The sequence below is a fragment of the Vibrio sp. 10N.222.55.A1 genome (assembly GCF_041473835.1).
Classification (GTDB): domain Bacteria; phylum Pseudomonadota; class Gammaproteobacteria; order Enterobacterales; family Vibrionaceae; genus Vibrio; species Vibrio crassostreae_C.
Map to the genome: position 1 here is coordinate 34622 of NZ_JBFRSX010000011.1, position 26669 is coordinate 61290.

The following is a 26669-nucleotide window of genomic DNA, read 5'->3' on the forward strand; positions in this document are numbered from 1 at the left end:
GTTAACAGATGGTTATTAAGCGCTTGTTGAATCTTCTATGACTTGCTCTTAAGCAGATCTGAGAACACGACATGCAGATCACTAGAAGCTGTGCTGCTGTCTAGGTTGAGCTTTGAACGGATGTGGCTTAGGTGTTCCTGCATCAATTCTACTGCTTGTTGTTCGTTACCTGACTCAATTGCATCCAGTAAGCCTGAGTGTTCGTCTAGAGAACAGTTCGAGTGATTGCCCGTTTCGTACTGAGCGATCAGCAGTGAAGTTTGCGATACCAAGCTGCGTTGGAAAGCCAGCAGTGGCGCGTTCTCTGCCATTTCAGCCAATTTGATGTGGAACTCACCAGACAAACGTAGGCCAGAGCCGTAATCGCCTTGGTCGAAAGCACAGTTCTCTTTCGCGACTAATTTTCTGCATTCTTCTATTTGAGCTTTGGTTGCGTTTTTCACCGCCAGCTCAGTGATAGCAATTTCCATCACTTCACGTGCTTTAAAGATTTGTTTGGCTTCGTCAACCGTTGGCGCAGCAATCACGGCTCCTCGGTTAGGACGGATCACCACAACTTGTTCTAAAGAAAGACGCAGTAAGGCACGGCGGATAATGGTGCGACTAACGCTAAAGATTTCTGCTAACGCTTCTTCGCTTAATTTGGTGGCTGGTGGCAGCCTTTGTTCTAGTATCGCGTCGAAGATATGGCAGTAAACAACATCGTCTTGAGTCTGGCCTGTTACTTTTGTTTTTACACCTTTGGAGACAGAATTTTTGAGAGCTGTCATAGAGATAAGGGCCCTTGTTTAGTCGAGTTGGGTTGGTCGAGAATAATTCATGAGTGTTACTCTATATTGTATACATTTATCTATACAATGCCACCGGGTGAAAGTGCGATGCACGCTTATTTGTTAATGACTTATAACATTTAGTTTGCAGTGAACTGTGTGCAATCTTTAGCTTTAAGCCATTTCTAATCCAACTAAACGCGATTATCGCCGCAGCTGTATGCCACGATCTGACTGATTTCGCTCAGGCTACGACCTGACTGTTGCTGCCATTCGTTGAAGGCTTTACTCGCTGCCAGTTGTGCTCGCTTGGTGTTACGACCGCTATCAACCACGTCTGTGCTGCGTAGGTGTGCTTCAACATCTGATGACAAGATGAAGGTATCTTTACCCATTTGGCGCAGAGTGTAGGCACCAGTGTTACCGCCTAATCGCTTGCCGTGTTTCTTCAGATAATCCCAAAGTTCAGTGATACGTTCTGATGGCCAGTCGGCAACCATTTGTGAGAAGGAATCCGCCTCACGCTTAGCATTGTGGATCATGGTGGCATTGGCAGGGATGGTCATCACCTTAGTGAGGTGGCGAATAATGCGCGGGTCTTGCGCTTTTTGTTCCCACATTTCATTCGGCAGCATCAGCATTTTTTCGATATTGAATTCAAAGAACACTTCTTCAAATTGCGGCCATTTCTTCCTCACTACATTCCATGAAATACCACACTGGAATACTTTTTCAGTAAAGGCGGCTAGCCAACGATCGTCGGTGATTTGTGATAGCTCGGCTTGTGAAAGGGGCGCACGAATAATTTTTTCGAGTTCGGCCGCTCCGCCTTTGCGGTGAGCTGCACGTTGGTAAATAGTATCGAATTTTTCTTGGGTCATTGAAGGTTCCAAACTAAAGCGATTCTTTATGATATGGGGACTAATTTCTATATGAAAAGGAGCTTAAGCTTCTGTCGCCAATTGAGCGAGAAAACCGCGCATGTAGTCGGTGCGCTTGTTGGCTTCTAACTTAGCGGATTCTGTATTCATGGTTTCAGCGAGCTTAAACAGCTTCACGTAGAAGTGGTCGACGCTGTAATGCTTATCATCCAAGTCACGTTGCTTGGCGAACGGGTCTTCGTGGTTATAGAGTTCTGCGTTAAAGCTCTGCCCCACGTACAGACAGCGTGCAATGCCAATCGCACCGAGAGAGTCTAGGCGATCAGCATCTTGGACGATTTGAGCTTCCAAGGTTTCTGGAGTGATGTTGGCGCTGTAACTGTGAGTGACAATCGCATGATGGATCTCATCAAGATAGGACGCGGGGTAGTCGATAGATTTGAGGAAAGAGATCGCCTTATCTGCTGCCATTTGCGAGCTTTGGGCTCTGTCTGGGTGGTTCTTAGGAAAGGTGAAGCAATCATGAAGATACGCGGCGGGTAACACGACTTCAAGCTTAGCTTGTTCTTGATCGCACAAAGCTTTTGCGGTTTTGACGACACGCTTAATATGGCTGATGTCGTGTGCTGCATCTTGTGTCATTTCTTGCTGTGCAAACTCAAGCAGTTGGTCTTCAAACTTTTCCTTCACGCGTCTCTGTCTCCATATTTAGACGTTAGCAATCTTGTTGATCACCTAGCATTTATTTCACATCGACTTTAACAGTTTCAAGCGCGAGTTTTTATCTTTTATAAAAAGTATATCAACAAAAAAACCGACTCTGTGAGTCGGCTTAATAGAGGGGCTTGTCTACGTTGATAAAAGCATTATCAACGGCAGTCAGAGCTTAAGCTGCAGCTTGTTGAAGCTGTGCTAGCACATCATGCAGAGAAGGGCTGATGGTGTGTCCAAGCGCTTTCACTTCGTCACATGGCTCTACTAAATCAGGGATCTGGAAGCTGATCATGTTGGCTGCCATAGAAGCGCGAATTCCGTTGTTCGAATCTTCGAACGCTAGGCAGGTTTCAGGCGCAACACCTAGGCGTTCAGCCGCCAGCAAGTAAATCTCTGGGTGAGGCTTGCCGTGAGTCACTTCGCAGCCTGTGCTTAATGAAGTGAAGTAAGAATCTAGGCCAGCCAGCTCAAGCTTCTTCTTCGCGATATCAAGCTGAGTGGAGGTCGCCACCGCGATTGGAATGTCATTCGATTTTAGCCATTCAAGCAGTTCAATCACGCCATCTTTTACTGGGATTGCTTGGTTTTTAACAATTGCACTGTAGCGGGTGCGCCATTCATTATTCAGCGCTGGGTAATCTAGCCCTTCACCGTAACCGTTTCGAAAAATCTGTTCGATGGTTTTTGCGTTACAGCCAATGATGCCTAGGTAAACATCCTGCAAAAACGGAACACCTTGCGCGTGACATGCTTCTTCAAATACCTGCATACAAAGTCGCTCGGTGTCGAGCAGCAGTCCATCCATATCAAAAATAGCAGCTTGAAAATTCATATCCGTGGTTCTTTCTGTGTTGTCATCGTGAGGGCGGGTATTTTGACATAGTGTCTAGTGATAGGCGAGTCAACGTTCAGTAAGAATATATCCAATCGGCTCGGCAATATGCTTCTGCATGACTTTAAATGTGATTGGTTGTGGTTGAAATAATATCGTTCAGTTATGAGCCTGATATTTTATAGGCCATCCAGATCTAACAGAAACAATTATGATTATTCCACATAACAAATCTAGGTATTGCGTCTGGCTTCTTATTACATTTCATAAACTTACGGGCGTGTTAGCGTGACCATAATCTTATAAAAAACAATTGCCGGGAGCCGGCAACCATAGTGTGACCAAGCAATAAGTAAATGGCTGAGCTTAGGGAGAAAATAACATTAGTCCACACTTTTAGCAGGGTTGCTTATGTTGTATTTTGAGTTTCTATTTTTATTAGTCGTCCTTTATATCGGGTCTCGGTATGGCGGTATTGGCTTAGGGGTTGTTTCTGGTATTGGTTTGGTTATCGAGGTGTTTGTCTTCAAGATGCCACCAACGTCTCCACCTGTCACCGTAATGCTGATCATCCTCGCCGTTGTTACTTGTGCTTCGATTCTCGAAGCGGCAGGTGGCTTGAAATACATGCTGCAAGTGGCGGAAAGGGTGCTAAGAAAGAACCCGAAACGCGTCACCTTGATAGCACCGTTCGTGACTTACTCGATGACTTTCCTATTGGGTACTGGCCACGCGGTTTACTCAATCATGCCAATCATTGGCGATGTTGCACTGAAGAACGGTATTCGTCCTGAGCGTCCAATGGCAGCGGCATCTGTCGCGTCTCAACTTGCTATCACTGCATCGCCAATTTCAGCGGCTGTGGTGTACTACCTCGCGCAACTTTCAGATATCCAACACTCTATTACTCTGCTTTCCATTTTGATGGTGACGGTGCCTGCAACCTTGTTTGGTACGTTTTTGCTTTCTTTGTACAGCTTGAAACGCGGCAAAGAACTGAATGACGATCCTGAATATCAAGCGCGCTTAAAAGATCCTGAGTGGAAAAAGCGCATCGAAAGCACAACGGCAACCTCTTTGGATGAAGTGCTTCCAACTTCGGCTCGTAATGCGGTATTGATTTTCCTACTTTCAATCGTCGTGATTGTTATCGTGGCGATGGTGCCTGAGATCAGAACCATCGTAGACGGCGACAAGCCAATCAAGATGTCGGTGATCATCCAAATGATGATGCTCTGTTTCGGCGGTATCATCTTGCTGGCAACCAAAACTGACCCGCGTGATGTCCCAAACGGTGTGGTATTCAAATCGGGTATGGTGGCAGCAATTGCTATCTTCGGTATCGCATGGATGTCGGATACTTACTTCCAATACGCAATGCCTCAGTTCAAATCTGGCATCGTGGAAATGGTAACCAATTACCCGTGGACGTTTGCTCTAGCGCTATTCATCGTATCGGTTGTGGTGAACTCTCAAGCTGCAACAGCACGTATGATGCTACCGGTTGGCCTCGGCTTAGGATTAGACCCAGCACTGCTTATCGGCTTGATGCCAGCGGTTTACGGTTACTTCTTCATCCCGAACTACCCATCAGACATCGCAACGGTTAACTTCGATGTCTCTGGCACCACCAAGATTGGTAAGTGGTACTTCAACCACTCATTCATGTCGGTTGGTTTGATCGGTGTAGTAGGCGCATGTTGCTTAGGCTACGCACTGGCACAGATTTTTATCGCTTAATGTATTAGCTTTCTTTGAGATAGCTAAGACAACAAACAAAAACAGCGCCTGAATTGGCGCTGTTTTTGTTTAATCTGTCTTGGGAATTAGCTTTGATACGAGCTCTTAAGCAGTATTAGCGAGCCTCAAAAGCCAAAGACTGAATCGCTTCTTCTATCGTTAGGAAGTGGATCTTCATCAGGCACACTTCGGCTTTCTGGAATTCGTGATTTCGAATCAGTTTGGTCACGCTTTCAACTGAATACTGGTCTGCTCGTTTCGCTAGAGACAGTTGGTTTGAGCTCGATTGAAGCGAGTAACTGTCGCCAACTGAATCGATGAGGTAATCCTCTTCGCCCAAGATCATGTCTGAGCATTCTGCTCGAAATTCGTGTTCGGATGCGACGTAAATAAGCTCATCGTCACCGTCGAGTTTTACCAAAGATGGCCAACTGATCATTACTGCCCTTTCTATGTGCTGCTTACTGCTTTTAATAGTGGTGACGACAAGCAATTATGTAAAAGTTATCGTCATCTGCTTTATACACTAATCGATTCTTGTCATCGATTCGTCTTGACCAAAATCCAGACAGGTTGCCGACTAGTGGCTCCGGCTTTCCAATCCCTTCAAAGGCCGTTCTTTTGGCAGCTTCAATCAACTTATTTAGTTTCTTGAGCGTTTTCTTGTCTTGGGTTTGCCAGTATAGGTAATCTTCCCAAGCATTATCTGTAAACACAATCTTTCGATCATTCGTCATTATTCAATTCTCGAACGGTTGTATTTCCGGCTTCGAGTTGAGCAATGGATTCAGCCAATCTTTCAGCGTTTTTAGGCGAGCTCATTAGGTACAAGGTTTCTTGCATTGAATTAAAATGATCAAGAGACATTACCACGGCATCTTCTGAATCTCGTCTGGTTATTACCGTAACATCAGAATCGTCTACCACTCTATCGAGCACAGACTTAAGGCTATTTCTTGCCTCAGTAAAAGAAACAATATTCATCACTTATTTACCCTGTTGTTTTTGGATATGTTTAATCTTTCAATATACACAGAATAGTTAATCATTCATGAATTAACTATTGTACATGTTCCGCTTGTTGTACATGTTATCTCAGAGATTATACATGATCAACTTATGGTACATGTCACTCATTGTAAATCTGCAGAGTGTTACTGACTCAAAATGCTATTTACTTAAAGATCGGCCCAACGGCGCGAAGTAACCTTGCAGCGCTTGATAAATCTCTTTGCGATGCGTGAGGTCTGGATAGAGAGGGAACATATCCGGTTTGGTCGTGCCATCGACTAAGTAAGAATTCTCGATATCTGAGCAGGACTCAATCGTAGCTTCAAAGGCACGCGCCATCATTTCTGTGGGTCGTGAGAAGTAGCGGGTAGACGTCGCTTTGTCGGCAATAACACTGCGTGCAACGTAGTCGTGTTTATCTAGGTTGTTGTCGCTGAGTAGTGTGGCATCGAACACAGACATCAAACTCTCGTTTAATGGGTGAGGTCGCACCTTTCTATCGTGTAACCAACAGTCACTGGCGAACAAGATTTGCTTACGAGGGCCGGAGGTATCGCCGATTTCAAACGCTTTCTCAGCGATATAGTGGTCAAATGCATGCCAAAACTCGTGAGCGAGCGCGCCAGCTCCGGCATTCTTCGCGAGGGCTAATTCTCGTTGGTTCGGGGCATAGTGTGCTTGTACGCCTTTTCTGCCGCCACTGCCGAACGCTAAGCCTAATGTGCCGCGAAGGCCAATCGCTTCTGGTGGCAAAGCCAAGATGTAAGCCAAGTCGGCTAGCGAATCGAATATCAGATTTGCGGCCAACTCTTTTTCTTCTTTCGTCACCCAAGCACCCACACGAATGCTGCCCATACCGAAGGTTTGTTTGATGTCCATGAATGACACCTGATCGCCATGTCGGTAGTCTGGGCCTTCGCGCGTTTTGTATTTAAAGTGAGTTAACTTCAAAAGGGTCCTTGGAAACAGACGTAAGAATGAATAGTGTGCTCAGTGAGATGCGCCTGTGTGAGATGCATCTCTTGGAATTAAAGGACGTTAGCACTTTTGATAGCAAATTGCCGAACAAAATTAGTTTAGATTGAGTTCGAAAGCTTCCCATGAAGTTGGGTTACCTTCACGAGTGAGTGGAAAGAGTGGCTGTTGTGGTTTTGCATAGCTTAATCGGTGCAGTCTTTGAGTTACGTGGTAGCTATCAAGCCCTGATACCGTGACCAAATCCAACGCTTCTAAATCAAGGTAGCCATCCGGCATCACGGCGCGTTTGGGTGCGTGAATTGTTATAACTTCACCGATCAACATTTGCGTTTGATTGCTTTCGATTGTTATCTGTTCTTTGAACGCTAACCCTATCTTTAAACTGCTCTCCAAGACGAAGGGAGCGGGGAATGTGTCGTCATAATAGGCCGTTAAGCCGACCGCGTTGAATTCTGAGACTGGTTTAGGGTAGCGAGCCGAGGTTTGATGGGCCTTTTTAACAAAGTCAGCACCAATGCTGTTAACGGTGAAGTACTTAGTTTCTAGGATGTTTTCTAGCGTATGACGTCGGCTTTTATCTGGGCGAACAATAAAACCAAGCAGCGCGGGATCAGACCCTAGGTGAATGACAGAGCTTACTATCGCAAGGTTTTCAAACCCCTGTTTATCACAAGTGCCAATTAGGTTGGCGCTTTTAAATCCAGACAAGGAATTAACTAAACGAATGCGGTGGCGCGGGTCCATTGTTTGGATATCTTGTTTAGAAAGGGTCATGTCCTTCATATCTTCTCTTCTTCTCATTTATTGTTATCTTCGAGCATGCTCACTAACGGACTTATATGTACGAAGAATCCGCTTTTATCGATCAAAGAGCGCTTATTGGCCGTGGGCAGTTTGTCTCTTTTATCTCTGCTACAGCACAATGAACGAGATCCTTTGCATAGATTTACGTACGTTGACGTCCCTTTACATCACAGGAGCTAAAGTAATGATGTCGTCTTTATGAGTGTTAACAAATGAAAACAGTCCGCAATATCATTTGGGCAATGATTGCCACAATGTCAGCCTTTTGGTTTGCGATGGAACCGCAATTATTCGCTTCAAGCGATGTCTTTGAATGGCGCTCAGCCATGATTCAGTACTCAGGTATTTTGTCTCTGGTGTTAATGTCCATCACAATGATCTTGGCGATGCGTTTGCCTATGGTTGAGAATTGGCTGAAAGGTATGGATAAAGCATATCGAGTCCATAAATGGCTCGGTATCGGTGGTGTTGCACTGGGTGTGACACACTGGTTGTGGTACCAAATACCTAAGTCATTGGTGGTGTCTGGTGTGTTAGATAAGCCTGTTCGACACGATGGTTCAGGGCCGCAAGCTGTTTTGACTGGATGGGAGTTATGGGTCAATGAATTACGCGGTATTGCTCAGAGTATTGGCGAGTGGGGCTTCTACTTGTTGCTCATTTTACTGGTGGCGTCACTATGGGCGGCAGTGAAGTACAAACCGTTTAAATTGTCGCACCGTCTGATGTCGGTTGCGTACCTGTTTATCGCTTTCCACTCAGTAATCCTGCTTAAACGAGCGTATTGGGGAGAACCTATTTATTATCTAACTGTGGCATTTGCTTTGGCTGGGTCTATCGCAGCGATTTACAGTTTGTTGGGCTTGGTTGGGCGTCGTAATCGTCACTCAGCGAAGATTATCTCGACTCGCTATTTTCCACAAGCTGAAGTGATGGAGCTGGTGTTAAAACCGGAGGCATCTTGGCAAGGTCACAAAGCTGGGCAGTTTGCGTACTTGCGTTTCGGTAATGAAGACCCGCATCCGTTTACCATTGTTTCTGGCAGTGATGATCCAGAGCTGCGCTTTTTGATCAAAGAGCTGGGTGATTTTACTAATGGCCTATATGAACGAGTGAAAGCGGGCGATGCGGTTACGGTTGAAGGACCCTATGGTCGACTTTATTTTGACCTAAGCAAGCCACAAATTTGGATTGCTGGTGGTGTCGGGATAGCGTCGTTTTTTGCAACACTTGAAGCGCTCAAAACAGAACGAGATCATCCTCGTATTCAACTGTTTTATTGTACTCGCGGTGTTGATAAGCAATTAATCGATGAGTTGTGGCACCTAGCACACGCGGTTGGTGTGAAGTTGACCGTGATAGATACCTTGCACTCACCGCGGCTAAACGCCGGAAGAATTGTCAATCAATGTGGCGACCTCAACGAGTACGAGATGTATTTCTGCGGGCCGGAGTTGTTCTCTACATCACTGAAAAAAGAATTAGACACCTATCAATTTGATATTGAAAAGCACTACCACGAAGAGCTGTTTGTGATGCGTTAAAGCCAACTATTGGAGCTGTGATTGTTAAATTAGTCAATCGGCACAGTGTAAAAAGGCGTAAAGTCACTCAATTTGTTATTGCAGCGGTTTGCTATTGAGCGATACCATATAGGGCTGTTTCTTTGGTAAAGATGTAATTATGTCAGATGAAAAACTCGCACTCGAATGGATGCGCCAACAAGCTCATAAAGTTGACCCATACGTTATCGATCCATCGTTTGATGAATGCGTTGAGTTGCTTGATCCTGCCTTCAAGAAAGGCAAGAGTGTTGCTCAACTCAAGTATCTGTTATCAGAAGCAGATCGCCGAGCGGGCGCGGCAGAACGTAAGCATGCGGCTTTAAAATACGCCAAAGAGAAAAGCCCAAATGCTGGTCAAATCTTGCGACTGCAAAGCAAGCTTCAACAAGTTCAGTTGGCTCTCAAGCTTGCCACTGGCGATAACAATATGACCATATCTCAGTTCTGTGCGGAGTACGATGTCTCTAAGCGTGACGGCAATACGGCATGGAATGAAAAGTTGGTGGAGCAGGGTAAGAGAAAGTAGCGATCTCTATTTCTATTTTTTGATTTAGTCGTTTTTCTATTGAACTTTAAATCATGCTCGCAGAGCCGTTAACTCGGTATCTTGAACCCCAATCATTGATATGCATTGCCGTGGTTTGAGCGCGGCGTATTGTCTCAACGATGCCCTCATTATTTTGGTGACGCACTCATGAACCTCTCCCAGATTGACCTGAATCTTCTTTTCGTTCTTAAGCATTTACTCGAAGAAAAACACGTCTCTAATACCGCAATGTCTCTGAACATGAGCCAGTCTTCGGTAAGTCGTACGCTACAAAAAATGCGTACCTTCTTTGATGATGAGCTGCTGGTACGTAAGAAGTATGGCTATGAGCTGACCCCAAAAGCAGAGTCGATTAAAAACGATATCAACACCGTTATTACTAACCTGGAAAAGTTGGTTCATAAGCAGTCGTTTGACCCAAGCAAGGTTGATAGTACTGTGAAATTTTATGGCTTACTGCCTCAAATTAATACCTTAATGCCCAAGGTGATCGCTAAGATCCGCAAAGAAGCGCCGAACATGATCGTGAGTTTAGATTCTGCGCCCAAGCGTCATTTCGAAGCCTTGGTCGCAGGTGATGTGCACTTTGCCTTATCTTCGCATCAGCCGCCTTCTGCTGAGCAAAATATCTATCGTATGACAGTGGCGAAGCGCACGTTCCGTTTGTTGATGAGCCGAGAGCACCCATTGGCGAATGAAACTCTGACCCCACAAAAGCTGGCGGAATATGATTTTGGCCAAGTCTCTCTACAAGGTGAGAAAAGGCTTTCTTTCGAACACAAATACCAAGAACTCGGTTTAGCCAATAAAAAGCAGCGCCTGTCTGCACCTGTGCAGTTGAGTAACTTCAGCTCGGCGCCAAGTATTGCTGCTGAAACCGACATCATCTTTCACCTTCCAACACCTTTTGCAGAAGCAGCGTGTCATGATCCCCGCCTGATCACCAGAGAAGTCCCAGAAGAACTCCACTTGAGCTTTCAAGAAGTTTATTTGTACTGGCACAAGCGATTTCATGATGACCCGATGTGTGAATGGGTACGTGAAATATTCAAAGACCTCTATGTAGGCAAAGATACGTACTCTTAAAAGAGAGTGACTTCTAGTTAAGTAAGCACCGAAGTCTGAGTGATTTGAGAGCCGTTATTCGCAACATCATCAGTTTCATATCAAGCATAAGATGAAGGTAACTATCCGTCTGGCGGATAGCGATATTCTATTTTGGCGATAGCATTATGCTTGAAGCGAATGATTTACGCCGCTCTAATTGAGAATGATTATTAAATGCAATCTCAATTTAAGTAGAGCCAAGATGAACACTATTCAAACGTTTACTCGTTCCCCCCTTTCTAAGTCTATAGCTGCTGCGTGTTTTGTATTCCCTGTGATGGGCTTTGCTAACGAACAAGTAAATCAAGTTGATACCGAAGCTTTGACCATTGAAGCGACGACTATGGAAACCATGGTTGTGACAGCAGCTGGTTATGAGCAGGTTGTCACTGAAGCGCCAGCGTCGATCAGCGTGATTACTCGTGAGCAGCTGGAAAACCGATCGTATAAAGATCTGACAGACGCGCTGCGTGATGTACCTGGTGTGATAGTGACAGGTGGTGGTTCGAGCCAAGACATTTCAATACGTGGTATGCCTGCAGAATACACGGCGATTTTGGTCGATGGACGCAAGCAGTCTGGCCGTGAAACACAACAAAACAGCAGTGGTGGCTTTGAGCAAGATTGGCTACCACCTCTAAGCGCGATTGAGCGAGTTGAAGTCGTGCGTGGCCCAATGTCGACGCTTTACGGTTCAGACGCGATTGGCGGTGTGATCAACATTATCACTCGTAAAGATTATCAAGAGTGGTATGGCAGCGTACGTGGTGAAACAACACTGCAAGAGAACTCAGACTCGGGCAATTCATATCAAAGCCAAGTGCATCTAGCGGGCCCTCTTATTGATGGCTTGTTGAGTGCTTCTTTCTCTGGTTTATATCAAGAGCGTAAGGAAGATGAGATTCTTTACGGATACGGAGGCAAAACATTAGAGAGTTACCGTGGCGCACTACACTTGACGCCTACGGATGACGATACTTTCTCGTTTGATTACACCTATCACGATCAAGAACGAGTGACGACGGATGGAAAATCGAAAACCACAGATTCTGAGCGTGTGAACAATCGTCAATCATTGGGCCTATCTCACTCAGGCAACTACGACTGGGGCTCGGGCACTTCATACATCAACAATGAAACGGTGGAGAATGAAGGCGGAGAAATGGAAGTGGAAAACCTGACTCTGAACTCACAATGGTCTATGCCTGTGCTTGAGGCGCACTACCTAACTATCGGCTTCAACTATACACGTCAGGAGCTGACAGATTCTGCAGAAGATCATGTCTTCAAAAATAACCAATGGTCACTGTTTGCGGAAGATGAATGGTACATCACCGATTCTTTTGCTCTAACAACTGGTCTCAGATTTGATCAAAATGACGTGTTCGAGTCTCATCTGAGCCCTCGCGTTTATGGTGTGTGGAGTGTCGACTCATATTGGACAGTGAAAGGCGGTGTTTCAACGGGTTATCGAGCACCAGGCTTAACTGAGATGGAAGCGGGTTGGGCGCAAGAAAGTTGTGGTGGCGACTGCTCGGTTTACGGTAATCCTGATCTAAAAGCCGAGACGTCAGTGAACAGTGAAATGGGCGTGTACTTTGTTGGCGATGCCGATTTAAGCTCGAACTTCACCGTGTTCTACAGTGACTTTAAAGACAAGATCGACAAGAAAGAGCTGAGCACTAACTGTGGCCGACGTGGTTGTGATTCTACCTACGTGAACATTGAAGACGCGATTACTTACGGTGCTGAATACACGATAAATAAAGGCATTACCGAGGCGATTTCTGTCGGTTCGACGTATACCTATACACATACTGAGAAGCAGTCCGGTGAAGATGAGGGTAAGCCACTAACGCAAATTCCTGAGCATTTAGCTACCGTAAATGCAGATTGGCAAGTACGTGATGATGTCCAATCTTGGATACGAGTGACATACCGTGGCAAAGAGTCAGAACCGACAACGAGTAGTTCAAAAACACAATACGAAGCGCCATCAATTACTTATGTTGACTTAGGTGCCAACTGGTATGTGCAAAAGAACCTTAAGGTGATGGCTGGTATCTACAACCTATTTGATGAACAAACCGATTACGAAGAGTTTGGCTACGTTGAAGATGGTCGTCGTTACTGGTTAGCAGCAGAAGCGTCATTCTAGATAAGAGGTTCATAATGAAAAAGATAACAAAATTACTGATGCTTTCATTTGTTGGATTATCGGCTGCTAATGCTAATGCTAATGCTAATGCTAATGCGGTATACACAGTAGAAAAGGACATCTTGTTTAAGACGGTAGAAGCACGAGAGATCAAGCTTGATCTCTACCTTCCCAAAACAGAAGCAAAGGTTGATGGAAAATATCCGTTGCTCGTTTGGGTACATGGCGGTGCGTGGAAGCGTGGCACTAAAGACGATATTCCGACTAAAAACCCGTTGTTGCTTAATTCTGTTTTGGATGAAGGTTATGCGTTGGCTGCGGTCGATTATCTTTTAAGTTGCGAAGCAACTTTCCCAAAACCAGTCGCGGATATTAATGATGCTATTAACTATCTTCATGACCATGCTAACAAGTACAATCTTGCCGCCGATAACGTGGTTATGATGGGGCGTTCAGCTGGTGGTCATTTAGCGGGATTGGTCGGCGCAAGTAATACGCACGGTGACATTAGCTTTTACTCAGAACCTAAGTATCGAGTGGCTGGAGTTGTAAGCTTTTTTGGCCCGACGGATCTGCTGGAACTAGGTAATAAAGGGAACAGACCAACCAGTAAAAAGTCGTCGGTGTCACGCTTTTTAGGTGATATCCCGAGTGAAGTACCAGAGCTAGCGGCACAAGCTTCAACGACCAGTTATATAAACAGTGATGCTCCGCCTTACATTCAGTTCCATGGAACACTGGATAAGCGAGTGCCTTTAGCGCAAAGCCAGATCCTCAAACATGCTTTGGACAAGTACGGCATTGAGAATCAGCTGTTTATCGAGGAGGGTGTTGGTCATAGTGCTCCAATTTTTGATACCGATAAGTATGTACCGCATGTGATTGCGTTTTTAAAGCGACATTATCCAATTAAATAATCTCTACTTTTGTGACGTTACAACGCGCTAGAAAGCATTCATTGAGCCATTTAAAGCCAAGTTGATCACTAAGGTTCAACTTGGCTTTTTTATTGGAAGCTTTCATAAGTATCTGGATTCATTTCTAACTTCCCTTTTATGATTCGATCGTCATTTATTAGATCGAACAAAACCGTGTTCACCTTCGATAATCGAGTTATTCATCAGTTAAAGGTGGTGGTTATTGTGTGTTTCATCACGCTTTGTTCGTAACTGACTCTAGCTTATCGACGACCTTGATAAAGGCTTCAATGTGCGCGATACACTATTTTTCGCCCATTAATCAATTTCACTTGTGACAAAGTTATCAGAATTATGCATTTTCGGTAACGTTCCCGAAATTATCGATCTATCATCCACTCAGATACAAAAGTGAAGTAATCAACACGACTGATTTCTATTTCTTCTTCGATATAGAGCTTATACATCAAAAGTATAAGCCGAAATGTGCTTACGAATTATTTTGGGAACGTTTGCAGATAATCCAAAACAATTAACGTGAGAACATCAGAATGAAACGACACATTTTAGCGGTTGCTGTAACAATGGGGCTAATGACTACATCGGTATTAGCAAGTGAAGACGTTGCAGCATTAGAGCAACGTATTAATGAATTAGAACAAAGGGTTGCACAAACAGAGCAGGTCTCTACCGAGGCCAATGAAAAGGCTTCTTCGTTTGAGTTTCACGGCTATGCTCGCTCTGGGTTATTGATCAACGACGACCTAAACGGCGCGACAGGTACTGGTCCTTACATGACAGCGGCGGGTGCCATTGGAGCTCCAATTGGACGTCTTGGTGTTGAAGATGATCATTACGTTGAAGCGAACTTGATTCATAAGCGATTTGCAGACGATGGCTCTAGTGCTTTGTTTCGCATCATGTTGGCCGACAGTACTGAGACAAATAACGAGTGGACTGCCAGCGAAAGCCAGTTGAATGTGCGACAAGTGTATTCAGAACTGAACCGTCTGAGCATGTTCTCTGAATCTGAAGCGTTTTCTGAAGCAACGTTTTGGGCGGGTAAACGATTCGATCGCGACAACTTTGATATTCACTTTTTCGATTCGGATATTGTCTTCTTATCAGGTACTGGTGCGGGCGTTTATGACGTTCAGATGAGCGACAACTGGAAAGCGAATTTCTCTATTTATGGCCGAGATTTTGGTGAGATTGATAGCTCGTCAACAGATGTAGAAAACTACATTGCAACCATGAATAACCGTATTGGCCAATGGCAAGTGATGTTGAGCGGTATGACCTCAGCAGACAACGATAGCCGCCTAAATGGCGCAGCTGAAAGCGGTGTACACGCAATGTTTGCGTACCATGGAGACAACTTCTTTGGTCTGAGCGAAGGCTTCTCTAAAACGGGTATGTTAGTGGGTAGTGGCCTAGGTGCAGAGCTAAAAGGCATCGGTTCAAATGGTGATCTACTGGATGACGCGAAAGCCGTTCGCCTGTTTAGCTACGGTGTCACTCGCATTGGCGACAACTGGCGCTTAGCACCTGCATTAATGGCAGAGCATAGCCAAGACCGTTTGAAGAAGAATGACGAGTTCACATGGGCTTCTTTAAACGTTCGATTAGCTCAAGAGTTCACAGAGAACTTTGAGATGGTTTACGAAGGTTCATTGCAATACATGGATTTAGACAACTCGACAGAGCAAGCGAGCGGCGGTTTCTACAAAGCGACAGTTGCACCAACACTCAAGCTTTCAACTAGCACTGGTTTCTTTGACCGACCAGAACTGCGTTTCGCTGTGAGCTATGTGGATTGGAGTGAAGACCTAAATGGTTACTCGATCAGCACTGAAGCAGATGCTGCAACGATGGGAGAGGGCGGCGAGGTTCTGTTTGCACTGCAGATGGAAACTTGGTTCTAATTGCTTGATATATCGTTTAGATAGAGAGTGTTACTCATGATGTGATAGTCGCATCAGCAAATGCCAACCTTATCGTTTCAACTCGAAGGTTGGCATTTTTTATCTTGGGATAACCTGATCTCTGAAATAAATCGCTAGCAAGACTCTCGGTCAATAGTGGTGAAGGTCAACACCATCTTGCTCATTTCAAAGCCTTTTTTCTCAATACGGTCGAGTAGCAGCTTGGCTCCATTTTCTCCCGCTTTATCAAACGCATAGTTAAACGTAGACAGCGTTGGTGTGCATACTGAAGCGAGCTCATCGTCACCTACACCGAGCACCAATATATCCTTTCCTGGAACGAGCCCTGCTTCCTGAATGGCTCTGATCGCACCGATTGCGATACGGTCAGTGGCGCAGAATAGGCCGTCGAGCTTGGTGTGCTCCTTGAGATACTGCTTCGCCAGTTGGTAACCTGATTCTATGGTGAAGTCGCCACGGGCGTGAAATTGCAGTGTGAGGTCGTTAAATTGAAGCGATTGAGCGAAGCCTTCCGATCTCATCTTATCAACCGCAATATCATCACCTTGCACACCGATGAATCCCATATGCTTACAAGCTTTCGCTATGAGGCGATTACCCGCTTCAAACCCTACGCGAGTGTCGTCGTGCACAATGCTTGGGATGTTAAACATTGACCCGTCTTGACCAACCAATACCACGGGTACGGCAGAGCTTTGAATCGCTTTGACTAATTGGTTGTCGAGGTGGGTCGCGTACAGGATGATACCTTCAACACGCCTCTGGTTAAATATCTGAATATATTCAAGTTCTTTATTGTGTGTTTGGTGTGTGCTCGCTAATAATACATGCTTGCCCGCTTGCTCTAATACGGCGGTTAAACCATCGACACCCTGAGAGGTGGCATGGGAAGAAACCCTAGGAACAATCACGCCAACCAGGTTGGTTTTTTGGGACTTTAAGTCTTTAGCGACTTGGTTTGGGAGATAGCCACACTCTTCAACCGCTTTACGCACCTTCACCTTGGTCGCGTCTTTTACGCCATACTCATCATTGATTACTCTTGAAACCGTCGACTTGGAAACTCCAGCGAGACGAGCGACATCATGAAGACTAGCCATTATTCATTATCCAATTGTAATTTTAGTTTTGGGATTGTTTGCAAACAGAGCATCAAATTTACCTGTTATTAGGGGATTTTAACCCTGTCTTCTTATCCTAGGGAGATAATTTGAAGATCATTCTCACACTATTGAGCAGTTATCTTTGATCATTTGTTATTTCTAGGCAAAAATTTGTTTTGCAAACGTTCCCGAAAATTCAAAAGCTCAAATGATAATCCAATGGGGTATGTAATGAATTATCCAAAAATAGCAAAAGAGCTGCTTTCTCTATTAGGTGGTAAAAGTAATATCACCGCACTCGCACACTGCGCGACTCGTCTGCGTCTTGCGGTTGCAGACCAAGATAAAATTGATGAACAGGCGATTGATAACCTAGAAGGGGTTAAGGGCCAGTTTAAAGTGGCAGGTCAATATCAGATCATCTTTGGCTCAGGCATCGTAAACCAAGTTTATGCTGAGTTGGCTAAGCTGACTGAAATGACGGAAATGTCGACCAACGATGTGGCGTCTGCAGGTGCTGACAACCAAAATATCCTGCAACGCGCGGTGAAAGGCCTGTCTGATATTTTTGTACCAATCATTCCGGCGATTGTTGCTGGTGGTTTGTTGATGGGTATCTACAACCTATTGACGGCTCAAGGCTTATTCATTGATGGCAAATCTTTAATCGACGCTAATCCGGGTTTGACCGACTTAGCAAACATGATCAATACATTTGCTAATGCTCCTTTTGTGTACTTACCTATTTTATTAGCATTTTCAGCGAGTAAGAAGTTTGGTGGTAACCCATACCTTGGCGCGGCTTTAGGTATGTTGATGGTTCACCCAGACTTGCTTAACGGCTGGGGCTTCGGTGGCGCATCAGTGTCGGGCAGCATTCCGGTTTGGAACATTTTAGGTTTCGAAATCGAGAAAGTAGGCTATCAAGGTTCAGTACTACCCGTTCTTGTTTCTGCGTTTATTCTAGCGAAAGTTGAGCTTGGGCTGCGTAAAGTTATTCCTTCGGTTCTGGATAACTTGCTAACGCCGCTATTGGCGATTTTCATAACTGGTTTGTTAACATTCACGATTGTTGGTCCATTTACTCGTGATATCGGCTTCCTGCTTGGTGACGGCCTAAATTGGTTATACAACAGTGCTGGCTTCATTGGCGGTGCGGTGTTTGGTTTGATTTATGCGCCGTTTGTTATTACTGGTATGCACCATAGCTTTATCGCGATTGAAACTCAGTTGCTTGCGGATATTGCAACAACTGGTGGTACGTTTATCTTCCCTATCGCGGCGATGTCTAACGTGTCACAAGGTGCAGCGGCACTGGCGGTTGGTTTCATGAGTAAAGATAAGAAAATGAAAGGTATCGCGATTCCTTCTGGTGTGACTGGCTTGCTTGGTATTACTGAACCTGCAATGTTCGGTGTGAACTTGAAGCTTCGCTATCCATTCATTGCTGCGGTTTGTGCCGCTGCGATTTCAAGCGCGTTTATCACGATGTTCAATGTGAAAGCACAAGCACTGGGTGCGGCGGGTATTCCTGGCATCATCTCAATATCACCAGAAAAGATTGGCTACTACGTGGTAGGTATGATTATCGCGTTCGTGACTGCCTTTGCTCTGACCGTTGTTTTAGGTCTGCGCGAGCGCAGCAAGCAAAACATTAAAGCAACAGCTTAACGTTTCTCCCTAGAAGTGAAGCCCCCTTTTCACTTCATTTCCTAAGCTTTGGGGTGCTAGCTAGGTGATTTGGCTTAGCTAGCCTTTTTATATTTTTACATGACAGCGTGAAGTGTCACCTTGCTTTTGGTTGCTACTGCTTTCGATTGCCATCGCTTTCGGTTGTCATGATTTTCAGTTTTAAGGTAAGAAAGATGAATCAAGTTTGGGTAACTGGAGACGCCGTCGTCGACCTCATTCCGGAGACTGACGCGACATTATTGAAATGTCCGGGCGGTGCGCCTGCTAATGTCGCGGTAGCGATTTCTCGCCTTTTAGGCAAAAGCGCATTTTTTGGCCGAGTGGGTAACGATCCGTTTGGCACTTTTATGGAAGTGACTCTGCAAAAGGAAGGTGTGAATACCGAGCGTTTGGTGAAGGACCCTGAACAACGCACGTCAACCGTGGTGGTCGATCTTGATGACCAAGGCGAGCGTAGCTTTACGTTTATGGTTAAGCCAAGTGCCGACCAGTTTATGTCTGTTGAAGACATTCCCGAATTTAAGAAAAACGAGTGGCTACACGTCTGCTCGATCTCTTTGGCTAATGAACCAAGCCGAAGCAGTACCTTCGAAGCGATCCGACGTATGAAAGCCGCGGGCGGTTACATCAGCTTCGATCCAAACCTTCGTGATGAAGTGTGGCAAAACCCATCTGAAATTAAGTCTGTGGTCATGAAAGCGGTTGAATTGGCTGATGTGGTTAAATTCTCAGAAGAAGAACTGGATTTCTTAACCGATTCAACTTCGATGGAACAAGGTTTGGCTAACATTGCAGATCTTAACAACACGCTTGTTCTGGTAACGCAGGGCGCGAAAGGCGTTTGGCGAGTATTTGAAAACCAAGGTGTGTTGATTTCAGGTCGCTCAGTGACGCCAGTGGATACCACGGGTGCAGGCGATGCTTTTGTTGGCGGTTTGCTTGCAAAGCTTTCTCAAGATGATGAGTGGAACAATCAACAAGTCGTCGATTCTGCAATTCAGTGGGCGAATGGGTGTGGTGCACTGGCGACCACGCAAAAAGGCGCAATGACCGCACTTCCAACGCAAGAAGCTCTTACTCAGTTTATTCAAAAAGACTCTTCAAATACGAATGCCGTAGAGGAGAGTGTATGAGTTTGAACTCGAACTGGACAGTAGAGCAAAGATATCGCCGTATAGAAGATATTTCTCTAGAGAGTATTGATGCGATGGTAGAGCTTCGCAAACAAGACTCTGGCTATCCAAGCTACCATATTGCGCCTAAGTTTGGTCTGCTTAATGATCCGAATGGTCTGTGTTTCTTTAATGGTGAACACCACCTATTTTACCAATGGACGCCAGTTGGCCCCGTCCATGGTATGAAGTACTGGTACCACCTTTCTACCAAAGACTTCGTTCATTTCGAAGACCACGGCATTGGCTTGCACCCAGACCAAGATTACGACTCTCACGGTGTTTACTCTGGTGGTGCATTGGTTGAAAACGACAATGCATTGTTGTTTTTTACAGGTAACAAGCGCGACGGAAATTGGTTGCGAGTGCCAACTCAATGTTTTGCCAAGATGACTGCTGACGGCAAAATAGAAAAGCACGGCGTGGTTATCGAAAACGATCACTACACCGAACATTTCCGCGACCCAAAAGTGTGGAAACAGGGCGGCGATTATCTGATGGTTGTGGGTGCTCAAACGCCTCAAAATACTGGCTCTATGGCGCTATATTGCAGCCGAGACCTGATGAATTGGCAGCACAAAGGTCCAATTCAAACTCGTTACAACAACCTTGGCTATATGTGGGAATGCCCAGATTTCTTTGAAATAGAGAATCAGTCGGTGATGCTGTTTTCTCCACAAGGTGTGTCTAGCGAAAATCCATACGATTTCAAAAATATCTACTCGGTGGCTTATATCGTCGGTGACCGCCTAAATCTCGATTCGGTAGAACTGGAAAACCACCAAGATATTGCGCAGCCAGATTATGGCTTCGATTTCTATGCACCACAGACTTATTTAGATGATACAGGCCGCCGTATTCTGATTGCTTGGATTGGTCTGCCTGAGATTGATACACCATCTAATGAGTATCAGTGGGCGGGCATGTTGTCGTTACCACGCGAACTTCAAATCCAAGATGGCTATCTTGTTCAGTCTGCTTTACCTGAATTGAAAGCGCTACAGGGTGAAGCTGTGGTGGTTGAAAATGCTCTTGAATTGGATACAACCAGCTTCATGGTTGAGCTCGAAACTGATACTAACGAGTTTGAGTTTACACTTGCTAACGTTGCGGGTGATAACATCGTGTTCAGTGCTACAGAAAAGGAGTTCATGCTTGATCGCAGTAAGATGTCTCAGCTCTACGCGGAAGAGTTTGGCTCAGTGAGAAAAGCACCGAGGTTGAGCACCAAGCAAATCATCGAGGTTTATGTTGATAAGTCAGTGATCGAAATCTTTATCAATGGCGGTAAGCACACAATGACCAGCCGTTTCTTCATTGATGACTTGAGTTCATTGTCGATGACTGGTGACGTGAACACCGTTTATCACTCGATGAACCCAATTAAAGGGTTGGACAACTAACCTCCGCTTATCTCCATCAAGAAAGCCGCTGATCAACAGCGGCTTTTGTTTGGTCTGCGACATCACTATTGTGCTAACTCTTTGACCTTGTCCATTCCCCGTAGCCCTGAATCTCAAGTCCATTTAGAACAAACAACCAACGCTAAGGTCGAATGTTATTGAAACTGACCTTCTGCGTTCCGTCATCTTTATTCAATAGCTCCACCACATCGCCTTGATAGTAATACGGTTCCATTGGCATCTCGCTGTTGGTCGGCCTTGCGTAATGCAATACTGCTGGCTTCGCGTCAACTTGCTGTGCGTATAGATAGCCAATCAGCGCATGTTCAAACTGGTGATAACCGTTGCCCCAATGGAAAGCTTTGGTGCGTTTTGGCTCAAGCCCGACACCGCCGTATTTATGGTCGACCCATACATCATGAAAAGTGGGTAGGGTGTATTGCAGGACGTCTTTCATTGAATCATCGACAAGTGAAACCGTCATTGCTGCTTGATCAAGCTCCGCCCATTCCCATGATGAAGCCCAATTTGTGTTTGGTCTGCTTTGCCAGCCAGTTATCTCTTGTCCTTTCCACGCTTTCTGAAGTTCTTCGCCATAATATTGGGATACACTCACGAAATTTTTCTGATATTGCGCATGAACGAGAGTGTGTTTCATCCCTTTGATGCCAAACTCTTTCCATTCAGAGTTATTCAATGTTTGGCCTGTAAGGTAAGTCATCCAATACGCTTTGATGGTGTGCCCAAAATCGTTGTGATTAGCATTCGGCATCTTGGCGGCTTTGCTGTGAATGGCCCCGTAGAAGCGTTGTTCATCTTCAGAGTGGTAGTGCTCGACCATGGTTTGTGTCAGCCAACTTAGATCATCAAGCCATCTTGTCTTGGTGGGCTCTTTTAGCAGGGGAGCGACTAACAGCATATAACCGTTAATCTGATCAAGTTGCGCGACCAGTTCACGCTGTGTGGCTTTGCCATCTTCACCATCCGCAAGTACCCAAGCAAGACCGCTGTTGTCGCTAAGTCGATATTTATCAAAGATAAAAGCTTGTTGTGCGATGAGTGCTTCTTCTACCTTTTTGTCTTGAGTCAGGTAGTAATACATGGCAAGGCCAACTAATGCATACGCTTGATCTTGAGAAGTACGCTGCTGCCAATTCTGGCCTACTTTTCCCTCTTTTGTGTAGCCGATAAAGCCGCCGTTTTGCTTATCTTCTAGCTGATCAATGATGTAGTAGGCTCCTTGCTTGGCAAGCGCTAAAGCCTGCTTATCGCCACTAAGGTGGTAGAGCACGCCATAGGCATAAGTTTGACGTGACTTCATCCGCGTAAACTCTTTGCCAAAGTGTGGCGTGATCCAGCCTTTGTTTAGTTCATGGCACACATCAGAAACATCGAGCAAGGTACCGTCATCACAGCGGAAAGTAGGGAAGTTTCCTACCGGTTCTCCTTGAGCGCTAGGCATTAACCAATAAGGTGCAAGCCCTTCAGTCGCATGGTTGAGCCACTCTTCTCCAGAAGGAAGATGGGCGTTGGCAGATACGGCGAAGCTAGTAATACTGAGTAATGCGATCGTTGCTCGTAACATGATGTTTATCTTAACTATTTGAATTTCTTTGAATATAAACAATCACATCTGCACATTGTGATTAGGCGATCACAATCGACCAAATTAATAAGGTTTAGATAAAAGCTCACAGACTAGTGAGCTTTGGAAGGGTGTCTTGTATTTTATACTGGCTTGCCCGCCTCATCTTCTTCAACCACATCGGTTTCTAAGCTTGCCTCTGCCAGCCATTTTTGTATTGATGGACTGTTAAGCACACGTTGTTGATACTGCGATGCCTTTTCGGAAAGTTGTATTCCATAGGTTTCTACGCGCAATGCGACGGGTGCAAACATCGCATCGGCAATCGACCATTCACCAAATAACCATCCCTCTGGGTATTGTTCCATTTGTGCAGACCATATTGCATCAATACGAGCGATGTCTTTCAGTGCGTCTTCACTCAGTGTGAGCTTTCGTTGTGCGCGGCAGTTCATCGGCATTTCATTTCTGACGGCAAAGAACCCAGAGTGCATCTCGGCGGAAATTGCTCGGGCATGGGCGCGTTCTTTCACTGAGCTAGGCCACGCTGCACCGTCCAAATAGGCATCGTTAACGTATTCGAGAATCGCCAATGAATCCCACACCGCAACATTACCATCAACTAGGGTTGGAACCTTGGCCGTTGGCGTCACTTTCGCCAGAGTGTCGTAAAAATCAGAGGTGAACAGCTTGAGCTTGATGACTTCTGCATTCAGGTTGTAGTTGTCGAATATTAGCCATGCGCGCAGTGACCAAGTTGAGTAGTTCTGGTTTCCAATATAAAGCTGCATCGTTGCTTCCTTGCGTTTGGTGGGCATGCATTTGAGATTAGGGGATTGTATTGTGGCGCACTAACGGATAATTTTGATGCAATACATTAACAAAAACGATGGGTGGTGATTTCAATATGGATATTGATGCTTTGCGAGGCTTTCTCGCGTTTGTAGAAACCAGTAGTTTCACTCGTGCAGCGAAACAGATAAATCGCACCCAATCGGCATTCAGTGCTCAGATGCGTAAGTTGGAAGAAGAACTCAACGTCACTCTTTTCCAGAAAGAAGGACGTAATTTAATACTGACTGAAGCTGGCTTAGCGCTGCGATCTCATGCCGAACAGTTGGTCGCCCTTCACAATACCGCACTTAAGCAAGTAAAGCGTTACGAAGACAAACAACCTCTGCGACTCGGCTGCCCTGAAGACTACAATGACACCATTCTGCCGAAAGTGATTCGCCTGTTGCAGAAAGCAGAACCCACCTGTTCAATCCAAATATTCAGCCTGCCCAGCATTACGCTGAGAGAGTGGTTGGATGACGGCAGGCTTGATGCGGCGATTGTCACCCGAGCGCCCGATAGTGAAGAGGGTTACTGGCTCACTCATGATATCGGAGTATGGATAAGCAGCCCTGATTATGTGTTCGATGAGTCTAAACCAGTCCCACTAGCCTTGTTTCAGACCGATTGTAAGTACCACGCAGCGGCAGTGAATGGCTTAACCAAGCAGGGCACGCCTTATCAGTTATTGGCGTGTAGCAATACCGCTTCAGCGCAGCGTGCAATCGTGAAAGCAGGATTAGCGATTGGTGCGATGGGTAAGCTAAGCGTGACTTCAGATTTGAAAATTCTTGATGATATGCCGCCGTTGCCTTCGGTCGATATTGTGCTGATCCTAGCGAGTAAGCATCACCCGGTATTGGATAAAGAAGTGCTCAATCAACTTGTGGAGCTGGGTTCTGAGTAGCTTAGGTTCATCTTCCTATTGGAGGATTCCCAAGCTTTTCAATTTTCGATAAATGGTATTGCGGCTGATACCGAGTATTCTCGAAGTCTTACTTATGTTGCCTTGGTTGGCTTGATAGGTTTGCAGCAAGGTTTCTTCAACGGTGCTTCTTAAATCGTTACTCGCTGTACCTTTGATGGCATTAGAAGTCATTAGCTGATGCTGATTATCGTGTGCTAATGACGTGAGATGTTGAGCAAGGTGGCTGGGCACATGCTCGAGTGTGAGTTGGGGTTCATCACTTGCTAATAGAGCAGCAACCTTAAGTAAGTTGTCTAATTCGCGGATATTACCCGGCCAAGAATAGGCGCACAGTAAGCTCATCAAGTGCGGGCAGATTGTCTGTTCGTCTTCGGCGTATTTACGATGAATGTGCTCGATTAAAGCGTGCTTGTCTTGTCGGTGTTGTAGGCTTGGCAAGGTGAAGGCTAAGCCATTGAGTCTGTAATACAGGTCTTGCCTAAACTCACCTGTTGCGACTAACTGCTCGAGGTTTTTGTGAGTTGCAGCGATGATCTGACAATCGACTTGATAGCTTTGATTAGAACCAACTGGCACCACGGATTTGTCTTGCAGAACATGCAGTAGTCGGCACTGAGCTTCTAAAGGCATGTCGGCGATCTCATCTAGAAATAGAATCCCTTTATCTGCTTGACGGATCTTACCTTGGAAGCCCTTGTGGCTTGCTCCCGTAAAGGCGCCCGGCGCGTAACCAAACAGTTCAGATTCGATAAGGTCTTTAGGCAGCGCGCCACAATTTACCGCTACCAAGGGCGAAGACTTACGCTGGCTTTGCTTGTGCAGCGCTTTAACAAACTCGCCTTTGCCAACTCCTGTTTCTCCTAAGATCAACAAACTGATCCCTTTATCGATTACCTTGTTGGCTTGCTGCCAAGCGTGTTCGATTTGTTGCTCGCCATGGTGCAAATCACACGATGCTGAAATGGAGCGCGTGCGTTTGGTGGTTGGTTGTTTGAGGTGTTGTTTCTCAAATACAAAAGGCGTGTCTAATGAGGTTCGGTTGAAGAGGGTATCGATACTCTCACCGACGATCGAGGTTTGATCCAATAGTTGAGAGGCGACCTGATTGTGTGCCACCACCTCCCCAGCTTCATTGGCTATTACAATCCCTTGCCAACCACTGTGTAATAACGATTTCTCACATGCGAGGTCGATGCGAGTGGTGCCTTGTGGGATGTGGCTCAGTAGCTGGTTTTCAACAAGCTGAACCATATTTTGAACCAGTAGCTGCACCGAACTGTCGTGCTGTTGCTGCTCACTGGTAATGTCCAATACGCCAACCATGTTCCCTTGGTGATCAAACACCGGGCTTGCTGAACAGCTGATAAATCGATGCTGGTGGATGAAGTGCTGCTCACCAATGATGGATACTGGTTTAGCTTCTACTATCGCGGTGCCAATGGCGTTGGTGCCCTTAAGTTGTTCCTGCCAACACGCTCCTGAGCTGAGTGCAATTGATGTCAGCTTCTCCTTAAACCGCTCCTGTCCCCAACTCGCCAGAATCACCCCTTCAATATCGGTCAGAATCAAACGACTGTCGGTACGAGCAAACATCTGATTAAACAAAGGCAGCGCATTGCGTTCGACGATGTGGATCAAGTCAGCCGATTGATGACGTCGCTGCTTAAGAATCGATTGTGGTAGGCGAATGTCTTCAGGAAGTCGTCTCTGTTTTAGACCCGCTTCTGTGCTGCGGTGCCAAGAGGACGAAAGCCAATCTGAGGTGTTTGCTTGTTGAAGGTGCATGACTGTTCCATGTCGTAACAGTGAGGGTGTACCAATTTGGAACAGTTGAACACTGGAGTGGTTTCCATACGTCCGTTCAATGCCAACTCACTTTGGGTTGTAAACGTTTGGTAATCATAGTTTTACAATTTATTAACAACAAGTTTTGAAGTTCTGGCGTGTGATTTGCGTTGTTACTGTTGTGAAGAAAACACGAA

General features: G+C 45.5%; 24 protein-coding genes. 11 read left to right on the plus strand and 13 right to left on the minus strand.

The window, feature by feature from the left end; genetic code table 11:
* Nucleotides 1-35: 35 nt before the first annotated feature.
* The 4 genes from AB4493_RS02860 to AB4493_RS02875 all read right to left on the minus strand — a co-directional run bounded on the left by AB4493_RS02860 (nucleotide 36) and on the right by AB4493_RS02875 (nucleotide 3197).
* Nucleotides 36-770 (minus strand): GntR family transcriptional regulator, encoded by a 735-nt coding sequence (locus AB4493_RS02860; protein WP_017071662.1) that lies wholly within the window; start codon nucleotides 768-770, stop codon nucleotides 36-38.
* 194 nt (nucleotides 771-964) lie between these two features.
* Nucleotides 965-1651 (minus strand): DNA-3-methyladenine glycosylase I, encoded by a 687-nt coding sequence (locus tag AB4493_RS02865; RefSeq protein WP_372154486.1) that lies wholly within the window; start codon nucleotides 1649-1651, stop codon nucleotides 965-967.
* Nucleotides 1652-1714: 63 nt separating this feature from the next.
* On the minus strand, nucleotides 1715-2341 hold the full coding sequence (locus tag AB4493_RS02870; protein WP_372154487.1) for an HD domain-containing protein: 627 nt from the start codon (nucleotides 2339-2341) through the stop codon (nucleotides 1715-1717).
* 196 nt (nucleotides 2342-2537) lie between these two features.
* Nucleotides 2538-3197, minus strand: coding sequence for an HAD family phosphatase (locus AB4493_RS02875; RefSeq protein ID WP_017069081.1), 660 nt, complete (start codon nucleotides 3195-3197; stop codon nucleotides 2538-2540).
* A gap of 411 nt (nucleotides 3198-3608) precedes the next feature.
* On the opposite strand from AB4493_RS02875, the gene AB4493_RS02880 reads away from it, so the two are divergent.
* Nucleotides 3609-4937, plus strand: a complete 1329-nt coding sequence (locus tag AB4493_RS02880) for an anaerobic C4-dicarboxylate transporter (protein ID WP_010432780.1) — start codon at nucleotides 3609-3611, stop codon at nucleotides 4935-4937.
* A gap of 115 nt (nucleotides 4938-5052) precedes the next feature.
* Here the strand turns inward: AB4493_RS02880 and AB4493_RS02885 are convergent, their stop codons facing one another.
* The 5 genes from AB4493_RS02885 to AB4493_RS02905 all read right to left on the minus strand — a co-directional run bounded on the left by AB4493_RS02885 (nucleotide 5053) and on the right by AB4493_RS02905 (nucleotide 7709).
* The gene (locus tag AB4493_RS02885; protein ID WP_061021374.1) at nucleotides 5053-5376 is read right to left on the minus strand and encodes a DUF4144 domain-containing protein; all 324 of its coding nucleotides are present in this window, start codon (nucleotides 5374-5376) and stop codon (nucleotides 5053-5055) included.
* 31 nt (nucleotides 5377-5407) lie between these two features.
* Nucleotides 5408-5674 (minus strand): Txe/YoeB family addiction module toxin, encoded by a 267-nt coding sequence (locus AB4493_RS02890; RefSeq protein WP_102448158.1) that lies wholly within the window; start codon nucleotides 5672-5674, stop codon nucleotides 5408-5410.
* Complete coding sequence (locus AB4493_RS02895) at nucleotides 5664-5921, minus strand: type II toxin-antitoxin system Phd/YefM family antitoxin (RefSeq protein WP_017061616.1); 258 nt, start codon at nucleotides 5919-5921, stop codon at nucleotides 5664-5666. Before AB4493_RS02895 ends, AB4493_RS02890 begins: the two co-directional genes overlap by 11 nt.
* A gap of 186 nt (nucleotides 5922-6107) precedes the next feature.
* A complete protein-coding gene (locus tag AB4493_RS02900; protein ID WP_372154488.1) occupies nucleotides 6108-6899 on the minus strand; it encodes a CLCA_X family protein in 792 nt (263 codons plus the stop codon).
* Nucleotides 6900-7019: 120 nt separating this feature from the next.
* Nucleotides 7020-7709 carry a flavin reductase family protein gene (locus AB4493_RS02905; RefSeq protein ID WP_372154489.1) on the minus strand — a complete coding sequence of 230 codons (690 nt, stop codon included), beginning with the start codon at nucleotides 7707-7709 and terminating at the stop codon, nucleotides 7020-7022.
* A gap of 233 nt (nucleotides 7710-7942) precedes the next feature.
* Between AB4493_RS02905 and AB4493_RS02910 the strand changes: the two genes are divergently transcribed.
* From AB4493_RS02910 to AB4493_RS02935, 6 genes are all read left to right on the plus strand, one after another.
* Nucleotides 7943-9274, plus strand: coding sequence for a ferric reductase-like transmembrane domain-containing protein (locus tag AB4493_RS02910; RefSeq protein WP_017061619.1), 1332 nt, complete (start codon nucleotides 7943-7945; stop codon nucleotides 9272-9274).
* Between the two features lie 139 nt (nucleotides 9275-9413).
* The gene (locus tag AB4493_RS02915; RefSeq protein WP_017054885.1) at nucleotides 9414-9821 is read left to right on the plus strand and encodes a hypothetical protein; all 408 of its coding nucleotides are present in this window, start codon (nucleotides 9414-9416) and stop codon (nucleotides 9819-9821) included.
* 168 nt (nucleotides 9822-9989) lie between these two features.
* Nucleotides 9990-10928 (plus strand): LysR family transcriptional regulator, encoded by a 939-nt coding sequence (locus tag AB4493_RS02920; RefSeq protein WP_372106761.1) that lies wholly within the window; start codon nucleotides 9990-9992, stop codon nucleotides 10926-10928.
* A gap of 298 nt (nucleotides 10929-11226) precedes the next feature.
* Complete coding sequence (locus AB4493_RS02925) at nucleotides 11227-13107, plus strand: TonB-dependent receptor domain-containing protein (RefSeq protein WP_372127458.1); 1881 nt, start codon at nucleotides 11227-11229, stop codon at nucleotides 13105-13107.
* 14 nt (nucleotides 13108-13121) lie between these two features.
* Nucleotides 13122-14024 carry an alpha/beta hydrolase fold domain-containing protein gene (locus AB4493_RS02930; RefSeq protein ID WP_372154490.1) on the plus strand — a complete coding sequence of 301 codons (903 nt, stop codon included), beginning with the start codon at nucleotides 13122-13124 and terminating at the stop codon, nucleotides 14022-14024.
* Between the two features lie 551 nt (nucleotides 14025-14575).
* Nucleotides 14576-15949 (plus strand): carbohydrate porin, encoded by a 1374-nt coding sequence (locus tag AB4493_RS02935; RefSeq protein WP_102320859.1) that lies wholly within the window; start codon nucleotides 14576-14578, stop codon nucleotides 15947-15949.
* A gap of 134 nt (nucleotides 15950-16083) precedes the next feature.
* On the opposite strand, the gene AB4493_RS02940 is transcribed toward AB4493_RS02935, so the two are convergent.
* On the minus strand, nucleotides 16084-17070 hold the full coding sequence (locus AB4493_RS02940; RefSeq protein WP_017064973.1) for a LacI family DNA-binding transcriptional regulator: 987 nt from the start codon (nucleotides 17068-17070) through the stop codon (nucleotides 16084-16086).
* Nucleotides 17071-17304: 234 nt separating this feature from the next.
* Between AB4493_RS02940 and AB4493_RS02945 the strand changes: the two genes are divergently transcribed.
* The 3 genes from AB4493_RS02945 to AB4493_RS02955 all read left to right on the plus strand — a co-directional run bounded on the left by AB4493_RS02945 (nucleotide 17305) and on the right by AB4493_RS02955 (nucleotide 21340).
* Nucleotides 17305-18744 (plus strand): sucrose-specific PTS transporter subunit IIBC, encoded by a 1440-nt coding sequence (locus AB4493_RS02945; protein ID WP_017064972.1) that lies wholly within the window; start codon nucleotides 17305-17307, stop codon nucleotides 18742-18744.
* Between the two features lie 194 nt (nucleotides 18745-18938).
* Entirely contained in the window at nucleotides 18939-19898 is a 960-nt protein-coding gene (locus AB4493_RS02950; RefSeq protein ID WP_017061624.1) for an aminoimidazole riboside kinase, read from the plus strand.
* Complete coding sequence (locus AB4493_RS02955) at nucleotides 19895-21340, plus strand: sucrose-6-phosphate hydrolase (RefSeq protein WP_372154491.1); 1446 nt, start codon at nucleotides 19895-19897, stop codon at nucleotides 21338-21340. The genes AB4493_RS02950 and AB4493_RS02955 overlap by 4 nt, the downstream gene beginning before the upstream one ends.
* A gap of 142 nt (nucleotides 21341-21482) precedes the next feature.
* On the opposite strand, the gene AB4493_RS02960 is transcribed toward AB4493_RS02955, so the two are convergent.
* Together AB4493_RS02960 and AB4493_RS02965 are read right to left on the minus strand one after the other, a co-directional pair.
* Nucleotides 21483-22925, minus strand: a complete 1443-nt coding sequence (locus tag AB4493_RS02960; RefSeq protein ID WP_136982339.1) for an N-acylglucosamine 2-epimerase — start codon at nucleotides 22923-22925, stop codon at nucleotides 21483-21485.
* Between the two features lie 143 nt (nucleotides 22926-23068).
* Nucleotides 23069-23716: a glutathione S-transferase family protein gene (locus AB4493_RS02965; RefSeq protein WP_017069761.1), complete on the minus strand. Its 648-nt coding sequence runs from the start codon at nucleotides 23714-23716 to the stop codon at nucleotides 23069-23071.
* A 98-nt stretch (nucleotides 23717-23814) separates the two neighbouring features.
* On the opposite strand from AB4493_RS02965, the gene AB4493_RS02970 reads away from it, so the two are divergent.
* The gene (locus AB4493_RS02970; RefSeq protein ID WP_102398054.1) at nucleotides 23815-24666 is read left to right on the plus strand and encodes a LysR family transcriptional regulator; all 852 of its coding nucleotides are present in this window, start codon (nucleotides 23815-23817) and stop codon (nucleotides 24664-24666) included.
* A 15-nt stretch (nucleotides 24667-24681) separates the two neighbouring features.
* On the opposite strand, the gene AB4493_RS02975 is transcribed toward AB4493_RS02970, so the two are convergent.
* Entirely contained in the window at nucleotides 24682-26472 is a 1791-nt protein-coding gene (locus tag AB4493_RS02975) for a sigma-54-dependent Fis family transcriptional regulator (RefSeq protein ID WP_372154492.1), read from the minus strand.
* Nucleotides 26473-26669 lie beyond the last annotated feature (197 nt).

Coding starts and splice junctions, on each gene's coding strand:
- AB4493_RS02905 (WP_372154489.1), bottom strand. CDS start 7,709: ATGAAGGACATGACCCTTTCTAAACAAGATATCCAAACAATGGACCCG.
- AB4493_RS02880 (WP_010432780.1), top strand. CDS start 3,609: ATGTTGTATTTTGAGTTTCTATTTTTATTAGTCGTCCTTTATATCGGG.
- AB4493_RS02965 (WP_017069761.1), bottom strand. CDS start 23,716: ATGCAGCTTTATATTGGAAACCAGAACTACTCAACTTGGTCACTGCGC.
- AB4493_RS02930 (WP_372154490.1), top strand. CDS start 13,122: ATGAAAAAGATAACAAAATTACTGATGCTTTCATTTGTTGGATTATCG.
- AB4493_RS02945 (WP_017064972.1), top strand. CDS start 17,305: ATGAATTATCCAAAAATAGCAAAAGAGCTGCTTTCTCTATTAGGTGGT.
- AB4493_RS02970 (WP_102398054.1), top strand. CDS start 23,815: ATGGGTGGTGATTTCAATATGGATATTGATGCTTTGCGAGGCTTTCTC.
- AB4493_RS02875 (WP_017069081.1), bottom strand. CDS start 3,197: ATGAATTTTCAAGCTGCTATTTTTGATATGGATGGACTGCTGCTCGAC.
- AB4493_RS02935 (WP_102320859.1), top strand. CDS start 14,576: ATGAAACGACACATTTTAGCGGTTGCTGTAACAATGGGGCTAATGACT.
- AB4493_RS02890 (WP_102448158.1), bottom strand. CDS start 5,674: ATGACGAATGATCGAAAGATTGTGTTTACAGATAATGCTTGGGAAGAT.
- AB4493_RS02955 (WP_372154491.1), top strand. CDS start 19,895: ATGAGTTTGAACTCGAACTGGACAGTAGAGCAAAGATATCGCCGTATA.
- AB4493_RS02915 (WP_017054885.1), top strand. CDS start 9,414: ATGTCAGATGAAAAACTCGCACTCGAATGGATGCGCCAACAAGCTCAT.
- AB4493_RS02895 (WP_017061616.1), bottom strand. CDS start 5,921: ATGAATATTGTTTCTTTTACTGAGGCAAGAAATAGCCTTAAGTCTGTG.
- AB4493_RS02950 (WP_017061624.1), top strand. CDS start 18,939: ATGAATCAAGTTTGGGTAACTGGAGACGCCGTCGTCGACCTCATTCCG.
- AB4493_RS02925 (WP_372127458.1), top strand. CDS start 11,227: ATGGGCTTTGCTAACGAACAAGTAAATCAAGTTGATACCGAAGCTTTG.
- AB4493_RS02860 (WP_017071662.1), bottom strand. CDS start 770: ATGACAGCTCTCAAAAATTCTGTCTCCAAAGGTGTAAAAACAAAAGTA.
- AB4493_RS02910 (WP_017061619.1), top strand. CDS start 7,943: ATGAAAACAGTCCGCAATATCATTTGGGCAATGATTGCCACAATGTCA.
- AB4493_RS02940 (WP_017064973.1), bottom strand. CDS start 17,070: ATGGCTAGTCTTCATGATGTCGCTCGTCTCGCTGGAGTTTCCAAGTCG.
- AB4493_RS02865 (WP_372154486.1), bottom strand. CDS start 1,651: ATGACCCAAGAAAAATTCGATACTATTTACCAACGTGCAGCTCACCGC.
- AB4493_RS02960 (WP_136982339.1), bottom strand. CDS start 22,925: ATGTTACGAGCAACGATCGCATTACTCAGTATTACTAGCTTCGCCGTA.
- AB4493_RS02920 (WP_372106761.1), top strand. CDS start 9,990: ATGAACCTCTCCCAGATTGACCTGAATCTTCTTTTCGTTCTTAAGCAT.
- AB4493_RS02885 (WP_061021374.1), bottom strand. CDS start 5,376: ATGATCAGTTGGCCATCTTTGGTAAAACTCGACGGTGACGATGAGCTT.
- AB4493_RS02975 (WP_372154492.1), bottom strand. CDS start 26,472: ATGCACCTTCAACAAGCAAACACCTCAGATTGGCTTTCGTCCTCTTGG.